Origin of the sequence: Pseudomonas aestiva (assembly GCF_039908605.1) — a bacterium.
Taxonomy (GTDB): domain Bacteria; phylum Pseudomonadota; class Gammaproteobacteria; order Pseudomonadales; family Pseudomonadaceae; genus Chryseomonas; species Chryseomonas aestiva.
In genome coordinates, this window is the sequence record NZ_CP150916.1 from 3,457,731 (window position 1) to 3,476,967 (window position 19,237).

Consider the following 19,237-nt stretch of genomic DNA (forward strand, 5'->3'; position numbering starts at 1 on the left):
GTGATGGAGACTGCGCAAACGCAGCCACGGTGCCCCCTATCTGCCGAATGGCGCGTGCAGCCGTGACCCCGTGCCCATCGCCGGGGTCCCATGCCCTATAGTCCCCAAGGAAAGTCTCTCCTCGCATGAGCGATCACCGCCTCCGCAAGCAACGCCGCCTCGAACGCCTGCAGCGCTTCCTCGACTGGGCCGGCCGCACCCATTCCGACTTCGTCGCCAGGCAACAGCACCAGGAACTCTGGTTCAAGCCCTATTCGGGTTATCCCCTGCCGCACCTGGGGCGGATCGCCAAGGCCTTCTGGCTGGGTCTGGACGAAGCCGCCGCGGTGGCTGCAGGCAGCGCGCCCGATCCCGACAGCCTGCTGGGCCAGGCGCTGCTCAATGCCGGCAAGACCTTCGGCTATCCGGTGGATGTCTTCGGCAGTGAAAAGCTCTTTACCGGCGGCGCGGCAAGCGAACTGCTCGAACCCCACTGGGCGCTCAATCTGGCTGACAGCGCTTGCGCCGAAGCCTTCGCCGCCGCGGTCGGCGAGCGCCTGGGTGACGCTGTGCGCGAGCGTCTGGGCCTCCTGGCGGTGCCCTTCGCCGAGATGGCCGACGAGGATCGCCAGCGGGTGCTGGAGCGGGTGCCCCAGGCGCTGATCCGTCTGGAGGACTTCCTGCCGCGGGCGGTGGAGGTGCTCAACGAGACGCGCCACGAACTGAGATTCAACGTGGTCCTGACCCACGACGACATTCGCCTGGAGATCCCCCGGCGGCTGGCGGCCAACCAGGGCCGCCTGCTCGGCGCTGCCGATGTCGCCACGCTCAGGGCCGAAGCCGAGAGGGACCTGCGCGAGCGTTTCGCCGTGCTGGTGGGCGAAGCCGATGCCCTGGACTTCGACCTGCACCAGCTGGGCACGCCGCGTCTGCAGGAGCTGATGCGCCTGGAAGCCGACAAGCTGCGCCGCGCCCTGCGCCATGCGGTGGCCCAGCAGCGCGAGAAGATGGCCTTCGCCGTGCTGCTGGAAAACAACCCGCGCTTCGGCCAGTACCACCAGAACTATCCGGCCCGACGGCTGACCCGCACCTGGACCGCCCTGCTCGGCCCCACCAACAGCGGCAAGACCCACAGATCCATCGAGGCCATGGCGGCGGTGACCCATGCCATCTACCTCTCGCCGCTGCGGCTGATGGCCCTGGAAAATCAGGAGCGCCTGGAATCCCTCGGCGTACCCTGCTCGCTGGTCACCGGCGAGGAGGAGATCATCCGTCCGGGCGCCACCCACTTCTGCTGCACCGTCGAGGAATTCGCCCGCTTCCGCCGCCAGCAGTGGGAGGTGGTGGTGGTCGACGAGGTGCAGATGCTGGCCGATCCGCAGCGCGGCTGGGCCTGGGTCGATGCCCTGGTCAGTGCCCACACCAAACGCCTGCTGATGACCGGTCCGGCGCTGATCGAACCCTCGCTGCGCACCCTCAGCGCCCTCTGCGAGGACCGTCTGGAGATCAAGCCCACCAGGCGCCTGTCACCGGTCACGGTGGCGCGCCACGCCACCACCCTGGAACGCCTGGAACCGGGTTCGCTGCTGGTGGCCTTCAGCCGGCGGGTGGTGCTGGAACTCAAGGGCCTGCTGGAGATGGCCGGCCGTCGGGTCTCGGTGGTCTACGGCGCCCTCTCGCCGGAAGTGCGCCGGGAGCAGGCACGCCGCTTCCGCGAAGGCGAAACCGAGATCATGGTCGCTACCGATGCGGTGGGCATGGGCCTCAACCTGCCGGCCCACACCCTGTGCTTCTACACCGACGAGAAATTCGACGGAGTGGAGAATCGTCCACTGAGGGTGCAGGAGGTCAAGCAGATCGGCGGGCGCGCCGGGCGCTTCGGTCACCATGCCGAAGGCGAGATCACCGCGCTGGAGCCCCATGTGCTGCGCAACATCAAGCGGCTGTTCCACAGTCCGGACGATCCGGTGGACCTGCACCAGTTCCAGGTGCGGCCGAGTCTGGAGCACCTGCGCGCGCTGTCCGAGTTCATGGAAGAGCCCAGCCTGCTGCGCACCTGGCTGACCTTCAATCGCAACATCAACTATGGCGACGCCTTCGTCTCGGTACTGCCCGACGAGCTGGCCGAGTGGATCAAGCTGATCGACCTGCCCGGCGTCGATTTCCAGCTGCGCTGGATCTTCGCCTGCACGCCGATCCGCGGCGGCCTGGAAGGCCCGGCCAGCGGCCAGGCCCAGCGCTGGCTGCGCAGCGTCGCCCGTGGCGAGCCGGTGGACCTGCCGCGCATCCCCATGGGCACCGATCTCGCCGGGCTGGAAAGCGCCCTGCACGTGGTGGAGACCTATCTGCACCTGTCGCGCAGCCTGCCCGAGCTGTTTCCGGCGCTGGAACGCGGCCAGGACCATCGCGACCTGCTCAACGACGCCATCACCCGGGAGTTGTCGCGCCGGCGGCGGCCACGCGGCCAGGAAAAGGGTCAGGGCAAAGGCAAGGGCGAGCGCCGCCAGGGACGGGGCGAGCGGCGCAGTGGGCGCTTCGGGCGTTAGGCGGCGCGGAAAGCCACCGGGGGTCACGCTACCAATCGCGGCCATGGCGGTCCGCCTGCCACAGGTACCATGGTAACCGTAGGAGCGGCCCATGGCCGCGATCAACCGCGTAGGGTGGATAACGGCGAAGCCTTATCCACCCCTCGAAGCATCCTGCCCGTGGATCACGCTGCCGATCGCGGCCATGGGCCGCTCCTACGTGAAACGGATATTCCTATAGGAGCAGCCGCATCGGCGGACCGCCGTGGCCGCGATAAAGACAGTCGCTCCTACCGGGACGTCCCTAGCAGCACCCGCGCCTTGAAGCTCCAGGTAAAGAAGAACTCCGACACCTGCTCACCGCTTTCGTCGGTGCCTACGCTTCGCAGCTCGACCTGCTGCGGCTCGCCGGTCTCCCGGGCGCGCACCAGCGCTGCGGCGATGGCCGCGCCCTGGTCGCAGCGAAAGACCAGGGTGCCCACAGCCTTCTTGCTGAAGGTCGCGCTCATGGCCACCACCAGCATGGCGTAGCGGCTGCCGGAACGGCGAATGTGCCGGTCGGCGAGGATGCCGGTGGAAAATTCCGCCGCCATGCCCTCCACCGCCCAGAACATGCTCTTGAAGGGATTCTGATTCAGCCAGCCATGGGTGACCTGCATCTGGCAGCCGGCATCGTCCAGGTGCCGCAGGCGCAGGCCGGCGATCTTGGCGATGGGCACCTTGGTCCAGACGAAGAGATTGAACAGCAGTCGATTCATGGCGAGCGCATCCGGCAGCCTGGCCGGAGCGCCAGGTGTCCGCAGCTTAGCGCTTCGTCTCGGGCTGCTCCACGACTGGCGGACGCGGCCCGGCAGACAGTTCTGCGACCCCCGGGTCGCGTGGCCGGGGCGCCTCGTCGAGGAGGCGCCCGCGGGCCTTACAGCGGATTGGCGTTGAGCTGCTCGGTGTAGCGCCGCGTCATGAAGATCGCGAACAGCAGGCCGGCCACCGCCAGGCTGCCACCCACCAGGCCGATGTAGGGCATGCCGACATGGGTCCCCACCACGCTGCCGAGCAGGGCGCCGCCGCCGATGCCGACGTTGTAGATGCCGGAGAACAGCGCCATGGCGACGTCGGTGGCGTCCTTGGCCAGCGCCAGCACCTTGGATTGCAGCGCCAGGCCGAAACTCATGATGGCGATGCCCCAGACCACGCTCAGCCCTTCCAGCATGAAGCTCTTCCAGGCGAAGGGCAGCAGCAACAGCAGCGACAGGGCGATGCCGGCGATGGCCGCGACCAGGAAGCCATTGGGGAATCTCAGGCTGTAGCGGCTGAACAGCAGCGAACCTATGACGCCGGAACCGCCGAACAGCAGCAGCAAGGCGGTGATCTGCATGCCGCCCATGCCCGCCACTTCCACGGCGAAGGGCTCGATGTAGCTGTAGCCGGTGAAGTGGGCGGTCACCACCAGGGTGGTGAGCAGGTAGATGCACAGCAGCGCCGGGCGCTTGAACAGCACCGGCAGGCTGGCCAGGGAACCGGAGTTCTCGCTGGGCAGCAGCGGCAGGTTGCGCGCCAGCCACAGGACCGTACCCACCGCCAACGCCGCGATGGCGACGAAGGTGTAGCGCCAGCCCAGCAACTCGCCCAGTACCCGACCCAGTGGAATGCCCAGCACCATGGCCAGGCAGGTGCCGGTGGCCAGCAGGCCGAGCGCCTGGGTCTGCTTGCCGGCCGGGGCGATGCGCACCGCCAGCGAGGCGGTGATCGACCAGAACACCGCATGGGCAAAGGCGATGCCGATGCGGCTGGCCACCAGCACCTCGAAGCTCCAGGCCACCCCGGAGAGGCCGTGGCAGGCGATGAAAACGACGAAGACGAACATCAGCAGGCGGCGCCGCTCGATGGAGCGGGTGGCGAGCATCATCGGCAGCGACATCAGGGCGACCACCCAGGCATAGATGGTCAGCATCAACCCGACCTGCGAGGGACGCATGTCGAAACTGCGGCCGATGTCGCTGAGCAGCGCCACCGGGACGAATTCCGTGGTGTTGAAGATGAAGGCGGCCAGGGCCAGGGCGATGACACCGGACCAGCTGGATTTCCGGGCTTCGGCGGTAGCATCCATGGGGGGTCTTCTACTCCAGAGCGAAAGGGTGGACAGCGACTTCCAGGCGGAAAGCCGACGACGAAAACCCACGAGCAAAGGCTTGGCCCGCCTGCGACGCCTGTTCGCGAGCGAGAAGTCTGCTGTAGGTAGGGATTGGAATTGGATGTGGTAAAAATTCTACGCTGTCGATTCGGACCCTCACAACCACCCGCAGTTGCGCCCGGCTGCCGCAATTGGCGGTCCAGAGTACCCAACTGCCTGATCGGCGGCGCTTTTTCGCCTGGTAACCGGCCTGGCAGCTGCCCGTCGCTGCGACAAAACATCGCGAAACCTTTTGCCCGGCTCAAGCTGTTGGCGAAAGGCAGCGGGTCATTGACCTTGCCCCAGGGGCAAGCTCTAGCCTCGCGTCATCAGCCCAGTCAGGAGCTCTGAACATGCGTATTACCCTTACCTCCACCCTGCTCGCCCTCACCTTGCTGGCGGGCGGCGTCGCCCAGGCCGCCGAGACCCAGCACCCGGCCCACCAGGACATGCAGAAGAGCATGGAGACCATGCACCAGGGCATGGAAGAAGGCCTCAAGGCCAAGGACCCGGACCTGGCCTTCGCCAAGGGCATGCTGGCCCACCACGAGGGCGCCGTCGACATGGCTCGCTACCAGCTCCAGCACGGCAAGGACCCGGAGATGCGCAAGCTGGCCGAAGACATCATCCAGGCCCAGCAGAAGGAAATCGACCAGCTCAACCGCTGGATCAAGGCCCACGCCAAGTGATGGTGCGCCGCGTCCGGGACTGGCACAGTGAGCTGCCAGTCCCGACGCGGAGACCGCCATGCTGATCGACCATCTGGATCATCTGGTCCTGACCACCACGGACCTCGCCGCCTGCGAGGACTTCTACACCCGGGTGCTGGGCATGCGCCTGGAGACATTCGGCGCGGGGCGCAAGGCGCTGCGCTATGGCAACCAGAAGATCAATCTGCACGAGCGGGGGCACGAATTCGAACCCAAGGCCCACCTGCCGGTGCCGGGCGCCCTCGACCTCTGCTTCATCGCCCGTGAGCCGCTGGAGCGGGTGATCGCCCATCTGCAGCACGAAGGCTGGCCGATTATCGAGGGTCCGGTGGCGCGCACCGGCGCCACCGGACCGATTCGCTCGGTCTATGTACGCGATCCCGACCTCAACCTGATCGAGATCGCCGAATACCCGACCTAGGCGCTGCGCGAAAGGTCGCCGAGCGAAGGTCAGGCGAGGCGAAAAGAAGCCTGAGGAAGCGGACCGGGCTCGCGACCGAGTTTACGAATGGTAAACGAGCATTCCGAAGGCTTTTTCAACGACGCATCACCGAGTGCAGGCACTTTTCGTACAGCGCCTAGCGCGGCCGGCCAAACACCTGGGTCCAGTAGAGGCTGTGGGTGCTGCGCGGATTCAGGGCATAGGCCGCGCCCATTTCGGTGAATTCCGGATTCATCAGATTGGCGCAGTGGCCCGGACTCGCCAGCCAGCCCTGCATCGCCTGGGTGACCGAACCGGCGCCAGCGGCGATGTTCTCGCCGATGCGGGTCCAGCCGTAACCCTGCCTGGCTACCCGCTCGGCCACGGTGCCGCCACCGGGGGCGGTGTGGGAGAAGTAGTCGCGCCCGGCCATGTCCTGGCTGTGGGCCAGGGCGGCATTGGCCAGCGCCGGATTCCAGCGCAACGGCGTGGTGGCGGCGAAGCGGCGGGTGCCGCAGGTGCGCGCCTGGGCCCGGGCGCGATTGACCTCGGCCAGCACCGCCTTGCCGGCGGTCTGCCAGTCGCCCAGGCCTGCGCTCACCACCGGCCGCGCCAGCACCAGTTGCCAGCGCGGTCCCTGCTGGCTTACCCCGATCTGCGCATAGTCACTGCTGGCCAGCGGTCGGCAATACTGCTGGCGCAGCCCGGTCATGGCCGCCTGGGCGGTCGGCGCGCCTGCCAGCATGATCACCTGCACCGCCGACGCCTGATAACCCGCGGCGCGCAGATCGCTCTGCAGCCGATCACGACCGGTCAGACGCACCGCCGCCAGGCGACCGTCGGCGGCGAGGGGCGTCGCGGCGCGGGTTCCGGGGCAGCCCTGGGGCGCGGCGCGATAGGCGTTGATCAGGCTGACCAGCCGCGCCTCCTCGGGCGTCGCGGCCAGGGCGGCCTGGGCCAGCAGGCCGGTAGTCAGCAACAGGGAAAAGACAGATAGACGAGGCATGCGCGAGCGGATCCGGAAAACAGGGAAGCGCTATGTACCCGGCCTGAACCCGAGGCGCAAGCCAGCCGCCTGGCCAACCGAGGAACGGATGGCAGTTTGCTTGCAGGGGTGATTGGGGTAGGCTCGCCGGCTCATTCAACAGGAGTCTCTCCCATGGCCAAAGCCTCTGCCCGCCACATCCTGGTTTCCGACGAAGCCAAGTGCAACGAACTCAAAGCCGCCATCGAAGGGGGCGCCGACTTCGCCCAGGTGGCCAAGGACAATTCCAGCTGCCCCTCCAGCCGCCAGGGCGGCGACCTGGGCACCTTCCGCCCGGGCCAGATGGTCAAGGAATTCGACACCGTGGTGTTCAGCGCGCCGCTGCACCAGGTCCAGGGTCCGGTAAAGACCCAGTTCGGCTATCACCTGGTGGAAGTCACCAGCCGCGAGGATTGATCGCGCCGGTGCTCCCGCTGAAGGCGGGAGCACCCTCCCCGCCCTGCCTCCAAACGACTATCCTGCAGACTTACTGCCTCCCGAGGATAGCGCCATGCCCCTGCCCCTCGAACGTCACGGCCAGTGCCTGTGCGGTGCTGTTCAGCTGGATTGTCGCCTCGACACCCTCGCCGTTTCGGCCTGCCATTGCCGGACCTGTCGCCGCTGGGGCGGTGGCCCGCTGCTGGCGGTGGAATGCGCCCAGCCGCCGGTGATCGGTGGCGGCGACGCCCTGACCGTCCATGCCTCGTCCGCCTGGGCCGAGCGCGGCTTCTGTCGCCACTGCGGCACCCACCTGTTCTACCGCCTCAAGGCCGAGCCGCACTACGCCATTCCGGTCGGCCTGCTCGAAGGCGCGGACTGGTTGCTGGACAGCGAGATCTTCATCGAGGAACAGCCGGCCTGGTACTGCTTCACGCACTCGCGCCGCCAGCTGACCGGGGCCGAAGCCTTGGCCGAGCACGACAGCCGGGACTCGCGGCCCGGGTTCGCCCCCGGGCGTCAGCCATGACCGCTGGTCGCCTGACCCCGGGCGCCTCCGGGCACGGCGCTTAGCGCGCCAAGGCTCGTGCCAGAGCCCCCTTCCCTTCCCCACCCCTGAGCCACCCTGCCCGCGTGCCTGCGGCCTGGACGCACACCCCTATCAAGCCGCCGCCAAACGCGCCGATGCCTGGGTGAGCTCCCTTTCCCAGCCTGCCAGACAAGAGGAACAATCATGGGGTTTCTGCAACGCTTCGGCGCGCGTGCCCGCCAGGGCGGTAGCGGCGTGTTCAGCCTGACCTGCTCCGCTCGCGAATTGGGCGACCGCCTCGGCGGCGTCGCCCTCAAGCCCACCTACATCGCCGGCTTCGTCTCGCCGCACCTGGACCTGGACGCCATCGCCCGGCAACTGGCCGGACGCTTCCCCGCGGCGTCCATCAGCCTGTGCACCACCTCCGGCGAACTCTGTGGCAGCGAGCAGCGCCTGTATTGCGCCGCCGACGGCGCCTGGGACCGGCTGGTGCTGCAATTCTTCGACGCCTCGGTCATCGCCTCGGCCGAGGTGGTGCACGTCCCGCTGGACAGCGAAGACATCCGCCGCGGCGGACCGCGGCGCAGCATGAAGGAACGCCTTGCCCGCCTGACCGAGTCGCTCAAGCGCCTGCAGGTGCGCACGCCCATCGATCACCGCGATACCCTGGCCTTCGTGCTGTTCGACGGCCTGTCCGCCTCGGAATCCTTCTTCATGGAGGCACTGTACGAGTCCGGCCGCTTCCCCTGCCTGTTCGTCGGCGGCTCCGCCGGCGGCAAAGGCGACTTCCGTCAGACGCTGCTGCACGATGGCCGCCAGGCCTATGAAAACCATGCCCAGCTGGTCTTTCTGAAGATGGCCAGGAACACCCGCTTCGGGGTGTTCAAGAGCCAGAATTTCAGCGCCACGCCGCTCAGCCTCAGTGTCCTCACCGCCTCCCTGGAAGAGCGCTACATCAGCCAGGTGGTCGACAGCCGCGGCCAGATCAAGAGCATGGTGGCGGCCCTCTGCGAGGCCCTGAGCTGCCGCGCCGAACAGCTGGAGCAGCGCCTGGCGGATTATTCCTTCGCGATCCGCGTGGGCGAGGAGCTGTTCGTCCGCTCCATCGCCCGCATCGACTACGCGCGCGAGCGCATCCACCTGTTCTGCGACGTGGCGCCCGGTGAGGAGCTGGTGATGGTCAAGCGCACCTCGCTGGTGGACACCACCCGCCAGGACTTCGCGCGCTTCCTGCAGGGCAAGAGCGGCACCCCGCTGGTGGGCGTGCTCAACGACTGCATCCTGCGCCGCGCCAACAATGGCGCCGAGCTGCCGCGCATGGGCGAGGTGTTCGGCCAGACGCCGGTGGTGGGCTTCTCCACCTTTGGCGAGATCCTTGGCCTGAATCTCAACCAGACGCTCACCGCGGTGTTCTTTTTCCGCACCCCCGAAGGCGCGCCCTTCCGCGACGACTACGTCGACAACTTCGCCGCCCACTATGGCGAGTTCAAGGCCTTCTTCCTGCGTCGACAGATCAAGAAGCTGGCCGGCCTGAGCCAGGTGGTGGTCAATCAGATCAACGAATTCAAGCGGCAGAACTTCACCGGCGTGGTGGATGCCCAGGGCCTCGACGACTCCATCCAGGCGGTGTTCGGCGGCCTCGCCGATCTGGGTCAGGTCCTGCGCCAGGCCCACCAGAGTCGCCAGGAGATCGGCGAACAGCTGCGACACTACTCCGGCGAGCTGCACAGCAGCATGGACGATCTGGCGGGCAACATCCTGCAGCAGGGCGAGGTCACCCGCCAGGCCGACAGCACCGTGCAGCACCTCACCGAACAGGCCGAGGACGTGGTGCGCAGCGCCAACGAACTGAGCCAGTCGAGTCTGCGCATCCAGTCCATCGTCCAGGTGATCCAGCAGATCGCCGGCCAGACCAACCTGCTGGCGCTCAACGCGGCCATCGAGGCGGCGCGCGCCGGCGAGAGTGGCCGCGGCTTCGCAGTGGTAGCCGACGAGGTGCGCAACCTGGCGGCCATCACTCACAAGAACGCCGCCGAGATCGGCGCCGACATCGACCAGCTGTCCCGCGCCATCAGCGAGGTCGGCGCCCATATCGCCGGCCAGGCCGAGGACGTGGGCTCGCTGCAGGAGCTGCTCGCCGTCCTGCGCGAATCCGGTCGGCTCACCGCCCAGACCTCTCACCGCACCAAGGACATCGCCGATACCCTCACCGGCCTTACCGCCGCCACGTCGTCCTAGGCCGCAAGGACTTACCGTTCGTCGGCACTGACCGGCAAGTCGCACCCGCCGCCCCCGTAGCTGCCCCTCACCAGGGGCAGATACCGGTGGGCGTCGGATCACCTTCCGAGTGACCGCAGGGTCACGGCCAGCGCCGTGGCTTGCGACCCCGTTTTGCCTTCATCAGCGACCCATGGGTCAGCAATAGACGCCCCAAACCCGCTCCCAGTCGCGTCTACGACTTTTGTAGTGACTATACGAAAGCACTACAAAACTCGATTGACGACGGCCTGATCTCCTGCAAATCTCTAGCTGCACCGGACGCGAACCCCCTATCCATGCGGGTCGCGCCTGGGCTCCGGGTGACCCTCGGGCCGTCTTGCGTAGTGATGCTCAAGAGGCACTACAAGAGAAGACGACTGAAATGCCGCGCTGCTCGAGGCAGCGTCGCCAGAGGTGACGTCCGGATCCATGCAGGTACGTACGGCGACATGACTCGACAGCTGGGCTGACCTTTCGCCTTCGCGACCGGCATCCGGATGGCAACCGCCATCCCGCTGCCGGACGTTGGGAAAAGACTGGTACCCAAGCCAACCTCATCGAGAAGGATCGACTCATGTCCGCTTACGAGAACGACGTTCAGGCCATCGCCGCCCTCAAGAACAGCACCGGCAATCACTGGAGCGCCATCAATCCGGAATACGCCGCCCGGATGCGCCTGCAGAATCGCTTCAAGACCGGTCTCGACATCGCCCGCCACTGCGCGGCCATCATGCGCCAGGACATGGCCGCCTACGACGCCGACAGCAGCGCCTACACCCAGTCGCTGGGCTGCTGGCACGGTTTCATCGGGCAGCAGAAGCTGATCGCCATCAAGAAGCACCTGGGCAGCACGAAAGGCCGCTACCTCTATCTGTCGGGCTGGATGATCGCCGCGCTGCGTTCGGAATTCGGCCCGCTGCCGGATCAATCCATGCACGAGAAGACCAGCGTGCCGGCGCTGATCGAAGAGCTCTACACCTTCCTGCGCCAGGCCGACGCCCGCGAGCTGGCCATGCTGTTCCGCGACCTGGACGCCGCCCGCGCCGCCGACGAGAACGCCAAGGCCGCCGCCATCCAGGCGAAGATCGACAACTACGAGACCCACGTGGTGCCGATCATCGCCGACATCGACGCCGGCTTTGGCAACGCCGAGGCCACCTACCTGCTGGCCAAGAAGATGATCGAAGCCGGCGCCTGCTGCATCCAGCTGGAAAACCAGGTCTCCGACGAGAAGCAGTGCGGCCACCAGGACGGCAAGGTCACGGTGCCCCACGAGGACTTCCTGGCCAAGATCAATGCGGTGCGCTACGCCTTTCTGGAGCTGGGCGTGGACGAGGGCGTCATCGTCGCCCGTACCGATTCCCTGGGCGCCGGCCTGACCAAGCAGATCGCCGTGAGCAAGCAGCCGGGCGACCTGGGCGACCAGTACAACGGCTTCCTCGACTGCGATGAGGTGGATGCCAGCCAGCTGGGCAACGGCGACGTCCTGATCAGCCGCGGCGGCAAGCTGCTGCGGCCCAAGCGTCTGGCCAGCGGCCTGTTCCAGTTCCGTGCCGGCAGCGGCGTGGACCGGGTGGTGCTGGACTGCATCACCTCGCTGCAGAACGGCGCCGACCTGCTGTGGATCGAGACCGAGAAGCCCCACGTCGGCCAGATCAAGGCCATGGTCGACCGCATCCGCGAAGTCGTGCCCAACGCCAAGCTGGTCTACAACAACAGCCCCTCCTTCAACTGGACCCTGAGTTTCCGTCAGCAGGTGTTCGACGCCCTGCAGGCCGAAGGCAAGGACGTGTCCGCCTACGACCGCGCCAAGCTGATGAGCGTGGACTACGATGACACCGAACTGGGGCGTCTGGCCGATGCGCGGATCCAGAGCTTCCAGCGCGATGCAGCGCGGGAAGCGGGCATCTTCCACCACCTGATCACCCTGCCCACCTACCACACCGCGGCCCTGTCCACCGACAACCTGGCCAAGGGCTACTTCGCCGAGGAAGGCATGCTGGCCTACGTCAAGGGCGTACAGCGCCAGGAGATCCGCCAGGGCATCGCCTGCGTCAAGCACCAGAACATGGCCGGCTCGGACATGGGCGACGACCACAAGGAATACTTTGCCGGGGAGGCCGCGCTTAAGGCGGCGGGCAAGGACAACACCATGAACCAGTTCCATTGATCACGGCCACTGCGGAGGACACGCTCATGAACCTGAACGACAACCCCGGCCTGGACGATCTCAAGCAACTGTTCGGCCGGCTCAAGGACAAGAACCACAACCACATCCTCTGGGTCTGCGAGAGCGGCGCGGTGCATGTCGACCGCCTGCCCGGCGGCGAGACGCCCGAGCAGTTCGAGGAGCGCCATCCCAGCCTGCGCATCCGCTTCAAGACCTACAACAAGGGCGGCGGCTACGTCGGCAAGTCGGCCGCGGCGGACGACAACTTCATCAGGAGCGTCCACGCCGCCCTGCAGGAGCACTGGCGCCTGGCCGGTCGGCAGCAGCAGCCGGCCTATGTGGATCGCTACTGCTAGCCATGAAAAAGGGCGCGCCGGGTAGTTGACCACCCGGCGCGCCCTGCCCCACCTCCGAGGCGACTCGTCCGCTCCTGCATGGCCCTGCAGGCTCGGGCGAGTCGCCTCTTCTGCTTACAAGACGAACAGATCGACGAAGCGATGCACCGGAATGGCTTCCAGTCCCGCCTGGTCCTTGCACAGCTCGAAGATCTGGGCGCAGCGACCGGCCGGGAAGCGCGTCGCCAGGTTGCTCTGGAATTTACGCTCCAGCAGCGGAATGCCCTCCTCGCGGCGACGGCGATGACCAACGGGATATTCCACGGCGATCTTCTCGGTGCTGCTGCCGTCGGTGAAGAACACCTGCAGGGCGTTGGCGATGGAACGCTTGTCGGCTTCCAGGTACTCGCGGCTGTAGCGCTCGTCCTCGACGATCTCCATCTTCTCGCGCAGCTGGTCGATGCGCGGATGGGCCTGGTGGAAGGCATCCTCGTAATGCTCGGCGACCAGGTCGCCGAACAGCAGCGGTACGGCGATCATGTACTGCAGGCAGTGGTCGCGGTCGGCGGCATTGGCCATGGGGCCCTGCTTGGAGATGATACGGATGGCCGATTCGTGGGTGGTCACCACGATCTTCTCGATCTGATCGACGCGATCGCGCACCTGGGGATGCAGGATCACCGCGGCCTCAGCGGCGGTCTGGGCATGGAATTCCGCCGGGAAGCTGATCTTGAACAGCACGTGTTCCATCACGTAGCTGCCAAAGGCCTGGGGAAAGCTGAACTGGCGCTGGTCGGCCGGCTTGGTGGCCAGGTCCTTGTTGGTGTGGCTGAAGAGCACGTCGTAGAAGCCCCACTGGGGTGCGCTGAGCACGCCGGGAATGCCCATCTCGCCGCGCAGGGCGATGTCGGCCAGGCGCACGCCGCGGCTGGAGGCGTCACCGGCCGCCCAGGACTTGCGGCTGCCGGCATTGGGCGCATGGCGATAGGTGCGCAGTGCCTGGCCATCGACGAAGGCGTGGGACAGCGCCGCCAGCAGTTGCTCGCGGTTGGCGCCCATCAGCTTGGCGCTGACCGCGGTGGAGGCCAGCTTGACCAGGAAGACGTGGTCGAGACCGACGCGGTTGAAGGAGTTCTCCAGGGCGAAGACGCCCTGGATCTCGTGGGCCATGACCATGGCTTCCAGCACCTGGCGCATGGTCAGGGGTGCTTCGCCCTGGGCCACGCGGCGCTGGGAGAGATGGTCGGCCACCGCCAGGATGGCACCGAGGTTGTCGGAAGGATGGCCCCACTCGGCGGCCAGCCAGGTGTCGTTGTAGTCCAGCCAGCGAATGATGCAGCCGATGTCCCAGGCCGCCTTGACCGGATCCAGGCGATAGCTGGTGCCCGGCACCCGCGCACCCTGGGGCACCACGGTGCCCTCCACCTGGGGGCCGAGCAGCTTGGTGCACTCGGGGAAGCGCAGGGACAGCAGGCCGCAGCCGAGGGTGTCCATCAGGCAGTTGCGGGCGGTGTCCAGGGCCTCGCGGGAGGTGACCTGGTAGGTCAGCACGTAATCGGCCAGGTCCTGGATGACCTGGTCGTAATCGGGTCGGTTGTTGAGATCGACGTTGGCGCTCATGAATTTTCCTTATATCGCGTCTATCGCGGCCATGGGCCGCTCGTACAGGGGATTGGCAGCTGTAGGCGCTCCCGCAGGAGCGGCCCATGGCCGCGGTCAGAGATATTCAGCGATTGGCGATGGGCGTGAAGGCCCGCTGCTCGACGCCGGTGTAATCCGCGCTGGGACGGATGATGCGGTTGTCGGCGCGCTGCTCGAAGACGTGGGCGCACCAGCCGGCCGTGCGCGAGCAGACGAAGATCGGTGTGAACAGCGGCCTCGGGATACCGAGGAAGTGATAGGCCGAGGCATGGTAGAAGTCGGCGTTGGGGAACAGCCCCTTCTCTTCCTTCATGGTGCGGTCGATGGCTTCCGAGACCGGGAACAGCACGCTGTCGCCCACCTCCGCCGCCAGTTGCCGGGCGTAGTCCTTGATCACCTCGTTGCGCGGATCGCTGTCGCGGTAGATGGCGTGGCCGAAGCCCATCACCTTTTCCTTGCGTTCGAGCATCTGCTTGAGGCCGGTGACCGCTTCCTCGGGCGAGGCGAAGCGCTCGATCAGCGCCATGGCCGCCTCGTTGGCGCCGCCATGCAGTGGGCCGCGCAGGGAGCCGATGGCGCCGGTGACGCAGGAATAGAGGTCGGACAGCGTCGAGGCGCAGACCCGGGCGGTAAAGGTGGAGGCGTTGAATTCGTGCTCGGCATAGAGGATCAGCGAGACGTTCATCACCCGGGCATGCAAGTCGCTGGGTGCCTTGCCGTGCAGCAGGGTGAGGAAGTGGCTGGCGATGTCCGGGGCGTCACTGCTGCAGTCGATACGGGTGCCGCGCTGGCTGAAGTGATACCAGTAGAGCAGGATCGCCGGAAAGGCGCCGAGCAGGCGATCGGCCACCTGCTGCTGGTCGGCGAAGCTGTGCTCCGGCTCCAGGGTGCCGAGCAAGGAGGCGCCGGTGCGCATCACATCCATGGGGTGGGCACTGGCGGGAATGCGCTCCAGGCCTTCCTTGAGCGGCTGCGGCAGGTCGCGCAACGCCGCCAGGCGCTGGCGATAGGCGTCCAGTTGCGCCTGGGTGGGCAATTCGCCATAGAGCAACAGGTGGGCGACCTCCTCGAAGTCGGCTCCTGCCGCCAGTTCACGGATGTCATAGCCCCGGTAGGTGAGGCCGGCGCCGGTCTTGCCGACGGTGCAAAGCGCGGTGCGGCCGGCGACCTGGCCACGCAGGCCGGCGCCGCCGAGGGTTTTGCTGTCTGCCATCGTCTCGCTCCTCTTGGAGTTGTTGTGCGAAAAAGCGGGCGTTCAGGGTGGAGCGTCAGTTCTTCTGCTGCTGGAACAGCCTGTCCAACTGGTCCTCATACCTGTGGTAGTCGATGCGGTCATAGAGCTCGGCGCGGGTCTGCATGGTGTCGACCACCGCCTGCTGGCTGCCGTCGCGGCGGATCGCCGTATATACGTTTTCGGCGGCGCGATTGGCCGCGCGGAACGCCGACAGCGGATAGAGCACCAGGCTCACGTCGGCGCCGGCCAGTTCCTCGGTGGTGAACAGCGGCGTGGCGCCGAATTCGGTGATGTTGGCCAGGATCGGCACCCCTACCGCCTGGGCGAACTGGCGGTACATGGGCAGCTCGGTGATGGCCTCGGGAAAGATCATGTCGGCGCCGGCCTCGACACAGGCGCAGGCGCGGTCGATGGCGGCCTGCAGGCCTTCCACCGCCAGGGCGTCGGTGCGCGCCATGATGACGAAGTCGGGATCGGTGCGGGCATCCACCGCCGCCTTGATGCGATCGACCATCTCCTGCTGGCTGACGATTTCCTTGCCCGGTCGATGGCCGCAGCGCTTGGCGCCCACCTGATCCTCGATATGCATGGCCGCCGCGCCGGCCTTGATCAGGGCGCGGGTGGTGCGCGCCACGTTGAAGGCCGAGGCACCGAAGCCGGTATCAACATCCACCAGCAACGGCAGGTCGCAGACATCGGTGATGCGGCGGACGTCGATCAGCACGTCTTCCAGGCCGCTGATGCCCAGGTCCGGCAGCCCCAGGGAGCCGGCCGCGACGCCGCCGCCGGACAGGTAGACGGCCTGGAAGCCGGCGCGCCTGGCCAGCAGCGCATGATTGGCATTGAGGGTGCCGACCACCTGCAGCGGGCGTTCGGCGGCGACGGCGGCGCGGAATTTCTGGCCGGGACTGACGGCAGGCATGGCGTTACCTCAACTGATCTTGGACTAGGGGATGGTGCTGCAGATTGCGCTTGGAGGCGGCGATGTGGCGGCGCATCAGCAGCTCGGCCAGTTCGCCGTCGCCCTCGGCCAGGGCATCGAGGATGCGATGGTGCTCGGCGAAGGCCTGGCGCGGTCGATTGGGGGTGGCGGAGACCTTGAGCCGATACATGCGCACCAGGTGATAGAGCTCGCCGCAGAGCAGCCGCACCAGCATGCCGTTGCCGCTGGCCTGGATGATGCGGTAGTGGAAGTCGTGGTCGCCTTCCTGCAGGTAGTAGCCGGTGCCGGCCTGGAACGCCGGGTCGCGCTCGTGGGTGTCCAGCAGCTGGCGCAATTCGTCGATGCCCTGGGGCGTGAGGCGTTCGGCCGCCAGGCGGCAGGCCATGCCTTCGAGGGATTCGCGGATTTCGTAGAGTTCGACCAGTTCGGCCAGGCTCAGGGCGGCGACCCGGGCGCCGGCATGGGGTACCCGCACCACCAGGCGCTGGCCTTCCAGCCGGTGAATGGCTTCGCGCAGCGGCCCGCGGCTGATGCCATAGGTGCGGGCCAGCTCCGGCTCGGAAATCTTGCTGCCCGGCGCCACATCGCCACGGACAATGGCCTCGCGGATCCGCCGGAACACCTGCTCGGAGAGGGTCCCGCTGTCGGTCTCGGGCGCTTCGGCCGGGACGGGGCTATCGATCATTGTCGACACCTTTTGTGTTTATAGGCCGAATAACTACGCCTGAACGCCTTATCAGTCAACATTTGTCGACAATCTGGCTGTGACAGCCTGTATCTCGCTCCGCCAGAGGCGGTTCGCTACACTAGCGCGCCGTCCCTCCCAGCCGATTTCGCCATGCCCCTCTGCCACCTGCATCCCTTGCCCTACCACGCCGATCCCACGGTGCGTTTCACCCTGCTGCAGGGCGAACCCGGCGCGGTGCTGCTGGATTCAGGGCAGCCGCTTGCCGAGCGGGGTCGCTACGACCTCATGGCGGCCTGGCCGCTGCAGGTGCTGCAGCCCGCTGCCGGTGAAACGGGCCAGGCCTTCTTCACGCGGACGCGCGCGGCCCTGGCCAGCCTGGGTCGCGCCGACCTGCCGGCTGGTGCGGACCTGCCCTTCGCCGGTGGCCTGCTGGGCTATCTCGGCTATGACTTCGGCCGGCGCCTGGAGCGCCTGCCCGCGGGCACCCGCGCCGACCTGGCATTGCCCGATGCGCACCTGGGCCTCCATGCCTGGGCGCTGGTCAGCGATCACCAGGCCCGCACCAGCCATCTGGTCTGCCATCCGGCGCTGGACGCCAGGGAACGCCAGCGACTGATCGCCCTGTTCGACACCGGGGCGGCGCCCAGGGCCGAGGGCTTCCGGCTGACCGCCCCCTTCGCCGCCGACATCGACCAGCCCACCTATCGCCAGCGCATCGAGGCCATCCAGGCCTATATCGCCGCCGGCGACTGCTATCAGGTCAACTTCGCCCAGCGCTTTCGCGCGCCCTTCCAGGGTTCGCCCTGGACCGCCTACCAGGCCCTGCGCGCGGCCTGCCCGACGCCCTTCTCCGGCTATCTGGCACTGGAGCGCGGCGCCCTGCTCAGCCATTCGCCGGAGCGTTTCCTGCGGGTGAGCCGTGGCCAGGTGGAAACCCGCCCGATCAAGGGTACTCGCCCGCGCCGCGCCGACCCGGCCGCCGATGCCGGCGAAGCCCGCGCGCTGCTGGCCAGCCCCAAGGATCGCGCCGAGAACCTGATGATCGTCGACCTGCTGCGCAACGACCTGGGGCGCAGTTGCCGCATCGGCTCGGTGCGGGTGCCCGAGTTGTTCGCCCTGGAGAGCTATCCCAACGTCCATCACCTGGTCAGCGCCGTCACCGGCGAATTGGCCACGGGCCTGGACGCCCTCGACCTCCTGGCCGGCAGCTTTCCCGGTGGCTCCATCACCGGCGCGCCGAAGATCCGCGCCATGCAGATCATCGACGAGCTGGAGGAAACCCGCCGCGGCCCCTACTGCGGCTCGCTGCTCTATCTGGACGTGCGCGGCGAGAGCGACAGCTCCATCCTGATCCGCAGCCTGCTGGCCGAAGACGGCATGCTCAGCTGCTGGGGCGGCGGCGGCATCGTCATGGATTCCCACTGGGCCGACGAATACGCCGAATCCCTGGCCAAGGTGCGGGTGCTGCTGGAGACGCTGGAAACCCACAGCTGATCCGGCTTTGCTACCATGGCGGCATCCCTTCCCCGGCTGGAGCCCGCCATGTCTCTCGATCTCGCCCGCATCAACGCCGACCTCGGCCGCGATCCCGAAAAGCTCGTCGCCTGGGCCCTGGGCCTGGGTAAAAGCGCCATCGTCACCACCAACTTCCGCCCCTTCGAGGCGGTGATCCTGCACCTGGTCAGCCAGGTCAAGCCGGATATCCCGGTGGTCTGGATGGATAGCGGCTACAACACCCCCGCCACCTACCGCTGCGCCGACGAGATCGTGCGCAAGCTCGGTCTCAACCTGGTGACCTACCTGCCCAGGCGCTCCCGCGCCCATCGCGAGGCCATCGACGGCCCGGTGCCGGGGCTGGACGATCCCCGCCACGCCGCCTTCACCGAAGAGGTCAAGCTGGAACCCTTCGCCCGCGCCCTGCGCGAGACGGCGCCCGAGGTCTGGTTCACCGCCCTGCGCGCCACCGACACCGCGGTGCGCGCCCAGATGGATCCGGTCAGCGTCAATCCGGACGGCCTGATCAAGGTCGCGCCGCTGCTGCACTGGACCTCCAAGGACCTCTACCAGTACCTCACCGCCCACGACCTGCCCAACGAATTCGACTACTTCGACCCCACCAAGGGTGACGAAAACCGCGAGTGCGGCCTGCACCTCGCCCACTGAGTCGATAC

General features: G+C 67.1%; 17 protein-coding genes. 10 read left to right on the plus strand and 7 right to left on the minus strand.

The window, feature by feature from the left end; all coding sequences use genetic code 11:
* The first annotated feature begins 125 nt into the window (after positions 1-125).
* On the plus strand, positions 126-2,525 hold the full coding sequence (locus AABM56_RS16060; protein ID WP_347883496.1) for a DEAD/DEAH box helicase: 2,400 nt from the start codon (positions 126-128) through the stop codon (positions 2,523-2,525).
* Positions 2,526-2,794: 269 nt separating this feature from the next.
* Here the strand turns inward: AABM56_RS16060 and AABM56_RS16065 are convergent, their stop codons facing one another.
* Together AABM56_RS16065 and AABM56_RS16070 are read right to left on the minus strand one after the other, a co-directional pair.
* The gene (locus AABM56_RS16065) at positions 2,795-3,262 is read right to left on the minus strand and encodes a DUF4442 domain-containing protein (protein ID WP_133862747.1); all 468 of its coding nucleotides are present in this window, start codon (positions 3,260-3,262) and stop codon (positions 2,795-2,797) included.
* Positions 3,263-3,420: 158 nt separating this feature from the next.
* The gene (locus AABM56_RS16070) at positions 3,421-4,611 is read right to left on the minus strand and encodes a sugar transporter (protein WP_133862746.1); all 1,191 of its coding nucleotides are present in this window, start codon (positions 4,609-4,611) and stop codon (positions 3,421-3,423) included.
* Between the two features lie 416 nt (positions 4,612-5,027).
* Between AABM56_RS16070 and AABM56_RS16075 the strand changes: the two genes are divergently transcribed.
* Both AABM56_RS16075 and AABM56_RS16080 read left to right on the plus strand, forming a co-directional pair.
* Complete coding sequence (locus AABM56_RS16075; RefSeq protein WP_133862745.1) at positions 5,028-5,363, plus strand: DUF305 domain-containing protein; 336 nt, start codon at positions 5,028-5,030, stop codon at positions 5,361-5,363.
* A 61-nt stretch (positions 5,364-5,424) separates the two neighbouring features.
* On the plus strand, positions 5,425-5,805 hold the full coding sequence (locus tag AABM56_RS16080) for a VOC family protein (RefSeq protein WP_178083934.1): 381 nt from the start codon (positions 5,425-5,427) through the stop codon (positions 5,803-5,805).
* Between the two features lie 157 nt (positions 5,806-5,962).
* Here the strand turns inward: AABM56_RS16080 and AABM56_RS16085 are convergent, their stop codons facing one another.
* Positions 5,963-6,811 carry a CAP domain-containing protein gene (locus AABM56_RS16085; RefSeq protein ID WP_133862743.1) on the minus strand — a complete coding sequence of 283 codons (849 nt, stop codon included), beginning with the start codon at positions 6,809-6,811 and terminating at the stop codon, positions 5,963-5,965.
* Positions 6,812-6,964: 153 nt separating this feature from the next.
* On the opposite strand from AABM56_RS16085, the gene AABM56_RS16090 reads away from it, so the two are divergent.
* The 5 genes from AABM56_RS16090 to AABM56_RS16110 all read left to right on the plus strand — a co-directional run bounded on the left by AABM56_RS16090 (position 6,965) and on the right by AABM56_RS16110 (position 12,581).
* Positions 6,965-7,246, plus strand: coding sequence for a peptidylprolyl isomerase (locus AABM56_RS16090; RefSeq protein WP_133862742.1), 282 nt, complete (start codon positions 6,965-6,967; stop codon positions 7,244-7,246).
* Between the two features lie 94 nt (positions 7,247-7,340).
* Positions 7,341-7,796: a GFA family protein gene (locus tag AABM56_RS16095; RefSeq protein ID WP_347883497.1), complete on the plus strand. Its 456-nt coding sequence runs from the start codon at positions 7,341-7,343 to the stop codon at positions 7,794-7,796.
* Between the two features lie 204 nt (positions 7,797-8,000).
* On the plus strand, positions 8,001-10,034 hold the full coding sequence (locus AABM56_RS16100) for a methyl-accepting chemotaxis protein (RefSeq protein ID WP_133862740.1): 2,034 nt from the start codon (positions 8,001-8,003) through the stop codon (positions 10,032-10,034).
* 595 nt (positions 10,035-10,629) lie between these two features.
* The gene (locus AABM56_RS16105; protein WP_133862739.1) at positions 10,630-12,225 is read left to right on the plus strand and encodes an isocitrate lyase; all 1,596 of its coding nucleotides are present in this window, start codon (positions 10,630-10,632) and stop codon (positions 12,223-12,225) included.
* 26 nt (positions 12,226-12,251) lie between these two features.
* Positions 12,252-12,581 carry a hypothetical protein gene (locus AABM56_RS16110; protein WP_133862738.1) on the plus strand — a complete coding sequence of 110 codons (330 nt, stop codon included), beginning with the start codon at positions 12,252-12,254 and terminating at the stop codon, positions 12,579-12,581.
* Between the two features lie 114 nt (positions 12,582-12,695).
* On the opposite strand, the gene prpD is transcribed toward AABM56_RS16110, so the two are convergent.
* The 4 genes from prpD to AABM56_RS16130 form a co-directional block, all read right to left on the minus strand.
* A complete protein-coding gene (gene prpD / locus AABM56_RS16115) occupies positions 12,696-14,180 on the minus strand; it encodes a 2-methylcitrate dehydratase (RefSeq protein WP_347883498.1) in 1,485 nt (494 codons plus the stop codon).
* Positions 14,181-14,286: 106 nt separating this feature from the next.
* Entirely contained in the window at positions 14,287-15,414 is a 1,128-nt protein-coding gene (prpC, locus tag AABM56_RS16120; protein ID WP_133862736.1) for a 2-methylcitrate synthase, read from the minus strand.
* A gap of 55 nt (positions 15,415-15,469) precedes the next feature.
* Entirely contained in the window at positions 15,470-16,357 is an 888-nt protein-coding gene (gene prpB, locus AABM56_RS16125) for a methylisocitrate lyase (protein WP_133862735.1), read from the minus strand.
* 4 nt (positions 16,358-16,361) lie between these two features.
* Entirely contained in the window at positions 16,362-17,063 is a 702-nt protein-coding gene (locus AABM56_RS16130; protein WP_133862734.1) for a GntR family transcriptional regulator, read from the minus strand.
* A 153-nt stretch (positions 17,064-17,216) separates the two neighbouring features.
* Here AABM56_RS16130 and pabB point away from each other — a divergent pair, with 153 nt between their 5' ends.
* Both pabB and AABM56_RS16140 read left to right on the plus strand, forming a co-directional pair.
* Complete coding sequence (gene pabB, locus AABM56_RS16135) at positions 17,217-18,560, plus strand: aminodeoxychorismate synthase component I (protein ID WP_347883499.1); 1,344 nt, start codon at positions 17,217-17,219, stop codon at positions 18,558-18,560.
* 48 nt (positions 18,561-18,608) lie between these two features.
* A complete protein-coding gene (locus tag AABM56_RS16140; protein WP_133862732.1) occupies positions 18,609-19,229 on the plus strand; it encodes a phosphoadenosine phosphosulfate reductase family protein in 621 nt (206 codons plus the stop codon).
* Positions 19,230-19,237 lie beyond the last annotated feature (8 nt).

Coding starts and splice junctions, on each gene's coding strand:
- AABM56_RS16060 (WP_347883496.1), top strand. CDS start 126: ATGAGCGATCACCGCCTCCGCAAGCAACGCCGCCTCGAACGCCTGCAG.
- AABM56_RS16065 (WP_133862747.1), bottom strand. CDS start 3,262: ATGAATCGACTGCTGTTCAATCTCTTCGTCTGGACCAAGGTGCCCATC.
- AABM56_RS16070 (WP_133862746.1), bottom strand. CDS start 4,611: ATGGATGCTACCGCCGAAGCCCGGAAATCCAGCTGGTCCGGTGTCATC.
- AABM56_RS16075 (WP_133862745.1), top strand. CDS start 5,028: ATGCGTATTACCCTTACCTCCACCCTGCTCGCCCTCACCTTGCTGGCG.
- AABM56_RS16085 (WP_133862743.1), bottom strand. CDS start 6,811: ATGCCTCGTCTATCTGTCTTTTCCCTGTTGCTGACTACCGGCCTGCTG.
- AABM56_RS16090 (WP_133862742.1), top strand. CDS start 6,965: ATGGCCAAAGCCTCTGCCCGCCACATCCTGGTTTCCGACGAAGCCAAG.
- AABM56_RS16095 (WP_347883497.1), top strand. CDS start 7,341: ATGCCCCTGCCCCTCGAACGTCACGGCCAGTGCCTGTGCGGTGCTGTT.
- AABM56_RS16100 (WP_133862740.1), top strand. CDS start 8,001: ATGGGGTTTCTGCAACGCTTCGGCGCGCGTGCCCGCCAGGGCGGTAGC.
- AABM56_RS16105 (WP_133862739.1), top strand. CDS start 10,630: ATGTCCGCTTACGAGAACGACGTTCAGGCCATCGCCGCCCTCAAGAAC.
- AABM56_RS16110 (WP_133862738.1), top strand. CDS start 12,252: ATGAACCTGAACGACAACCCCGGCCTGGACGATCTCAAGCAACTGTTC.
- prpD (WP_347883498.1), bottom strand. CDS start 14,180: ATGAGCGCCAACGTCGATCTCAACAACCGACCCGATTACGACCAGGTC.
- prpC (WP_133862736.1), bottom strand. CDS start 15,414: ATGGCAGACAGCAAAACCCTCGGCGGCGCCGGCCTGCGTGGCCAGGTC.
- prpB (WP_133862735.1), bottom strand. CDS start 16,357: ATGCCTGCCGTCAGTCCCGGCCAGAAATTCCGCGCCGCCGTCGCCGCC.
- AABM56_RS16130 (WP_133862734.1), bottom strand. CDS start 17,063: ATGATCGATAGCCCCGTCCCGGCCGAAGCGCCCGAGACCGACAGCGGG.
- pabB (WP_347883499.1), top strand. CDS start 17,217: ATGCCCCTCTGCCACCTGCATCCCTTGCCCTACCACGCCGATCCCACG.
- AABM56_RS16140 (WP_133862732.1), top strand. CDS start 18,609: ATGTCTCTCGATCTCGCCCGCATCAACGCCGACCTCGGCCGCGATCCC.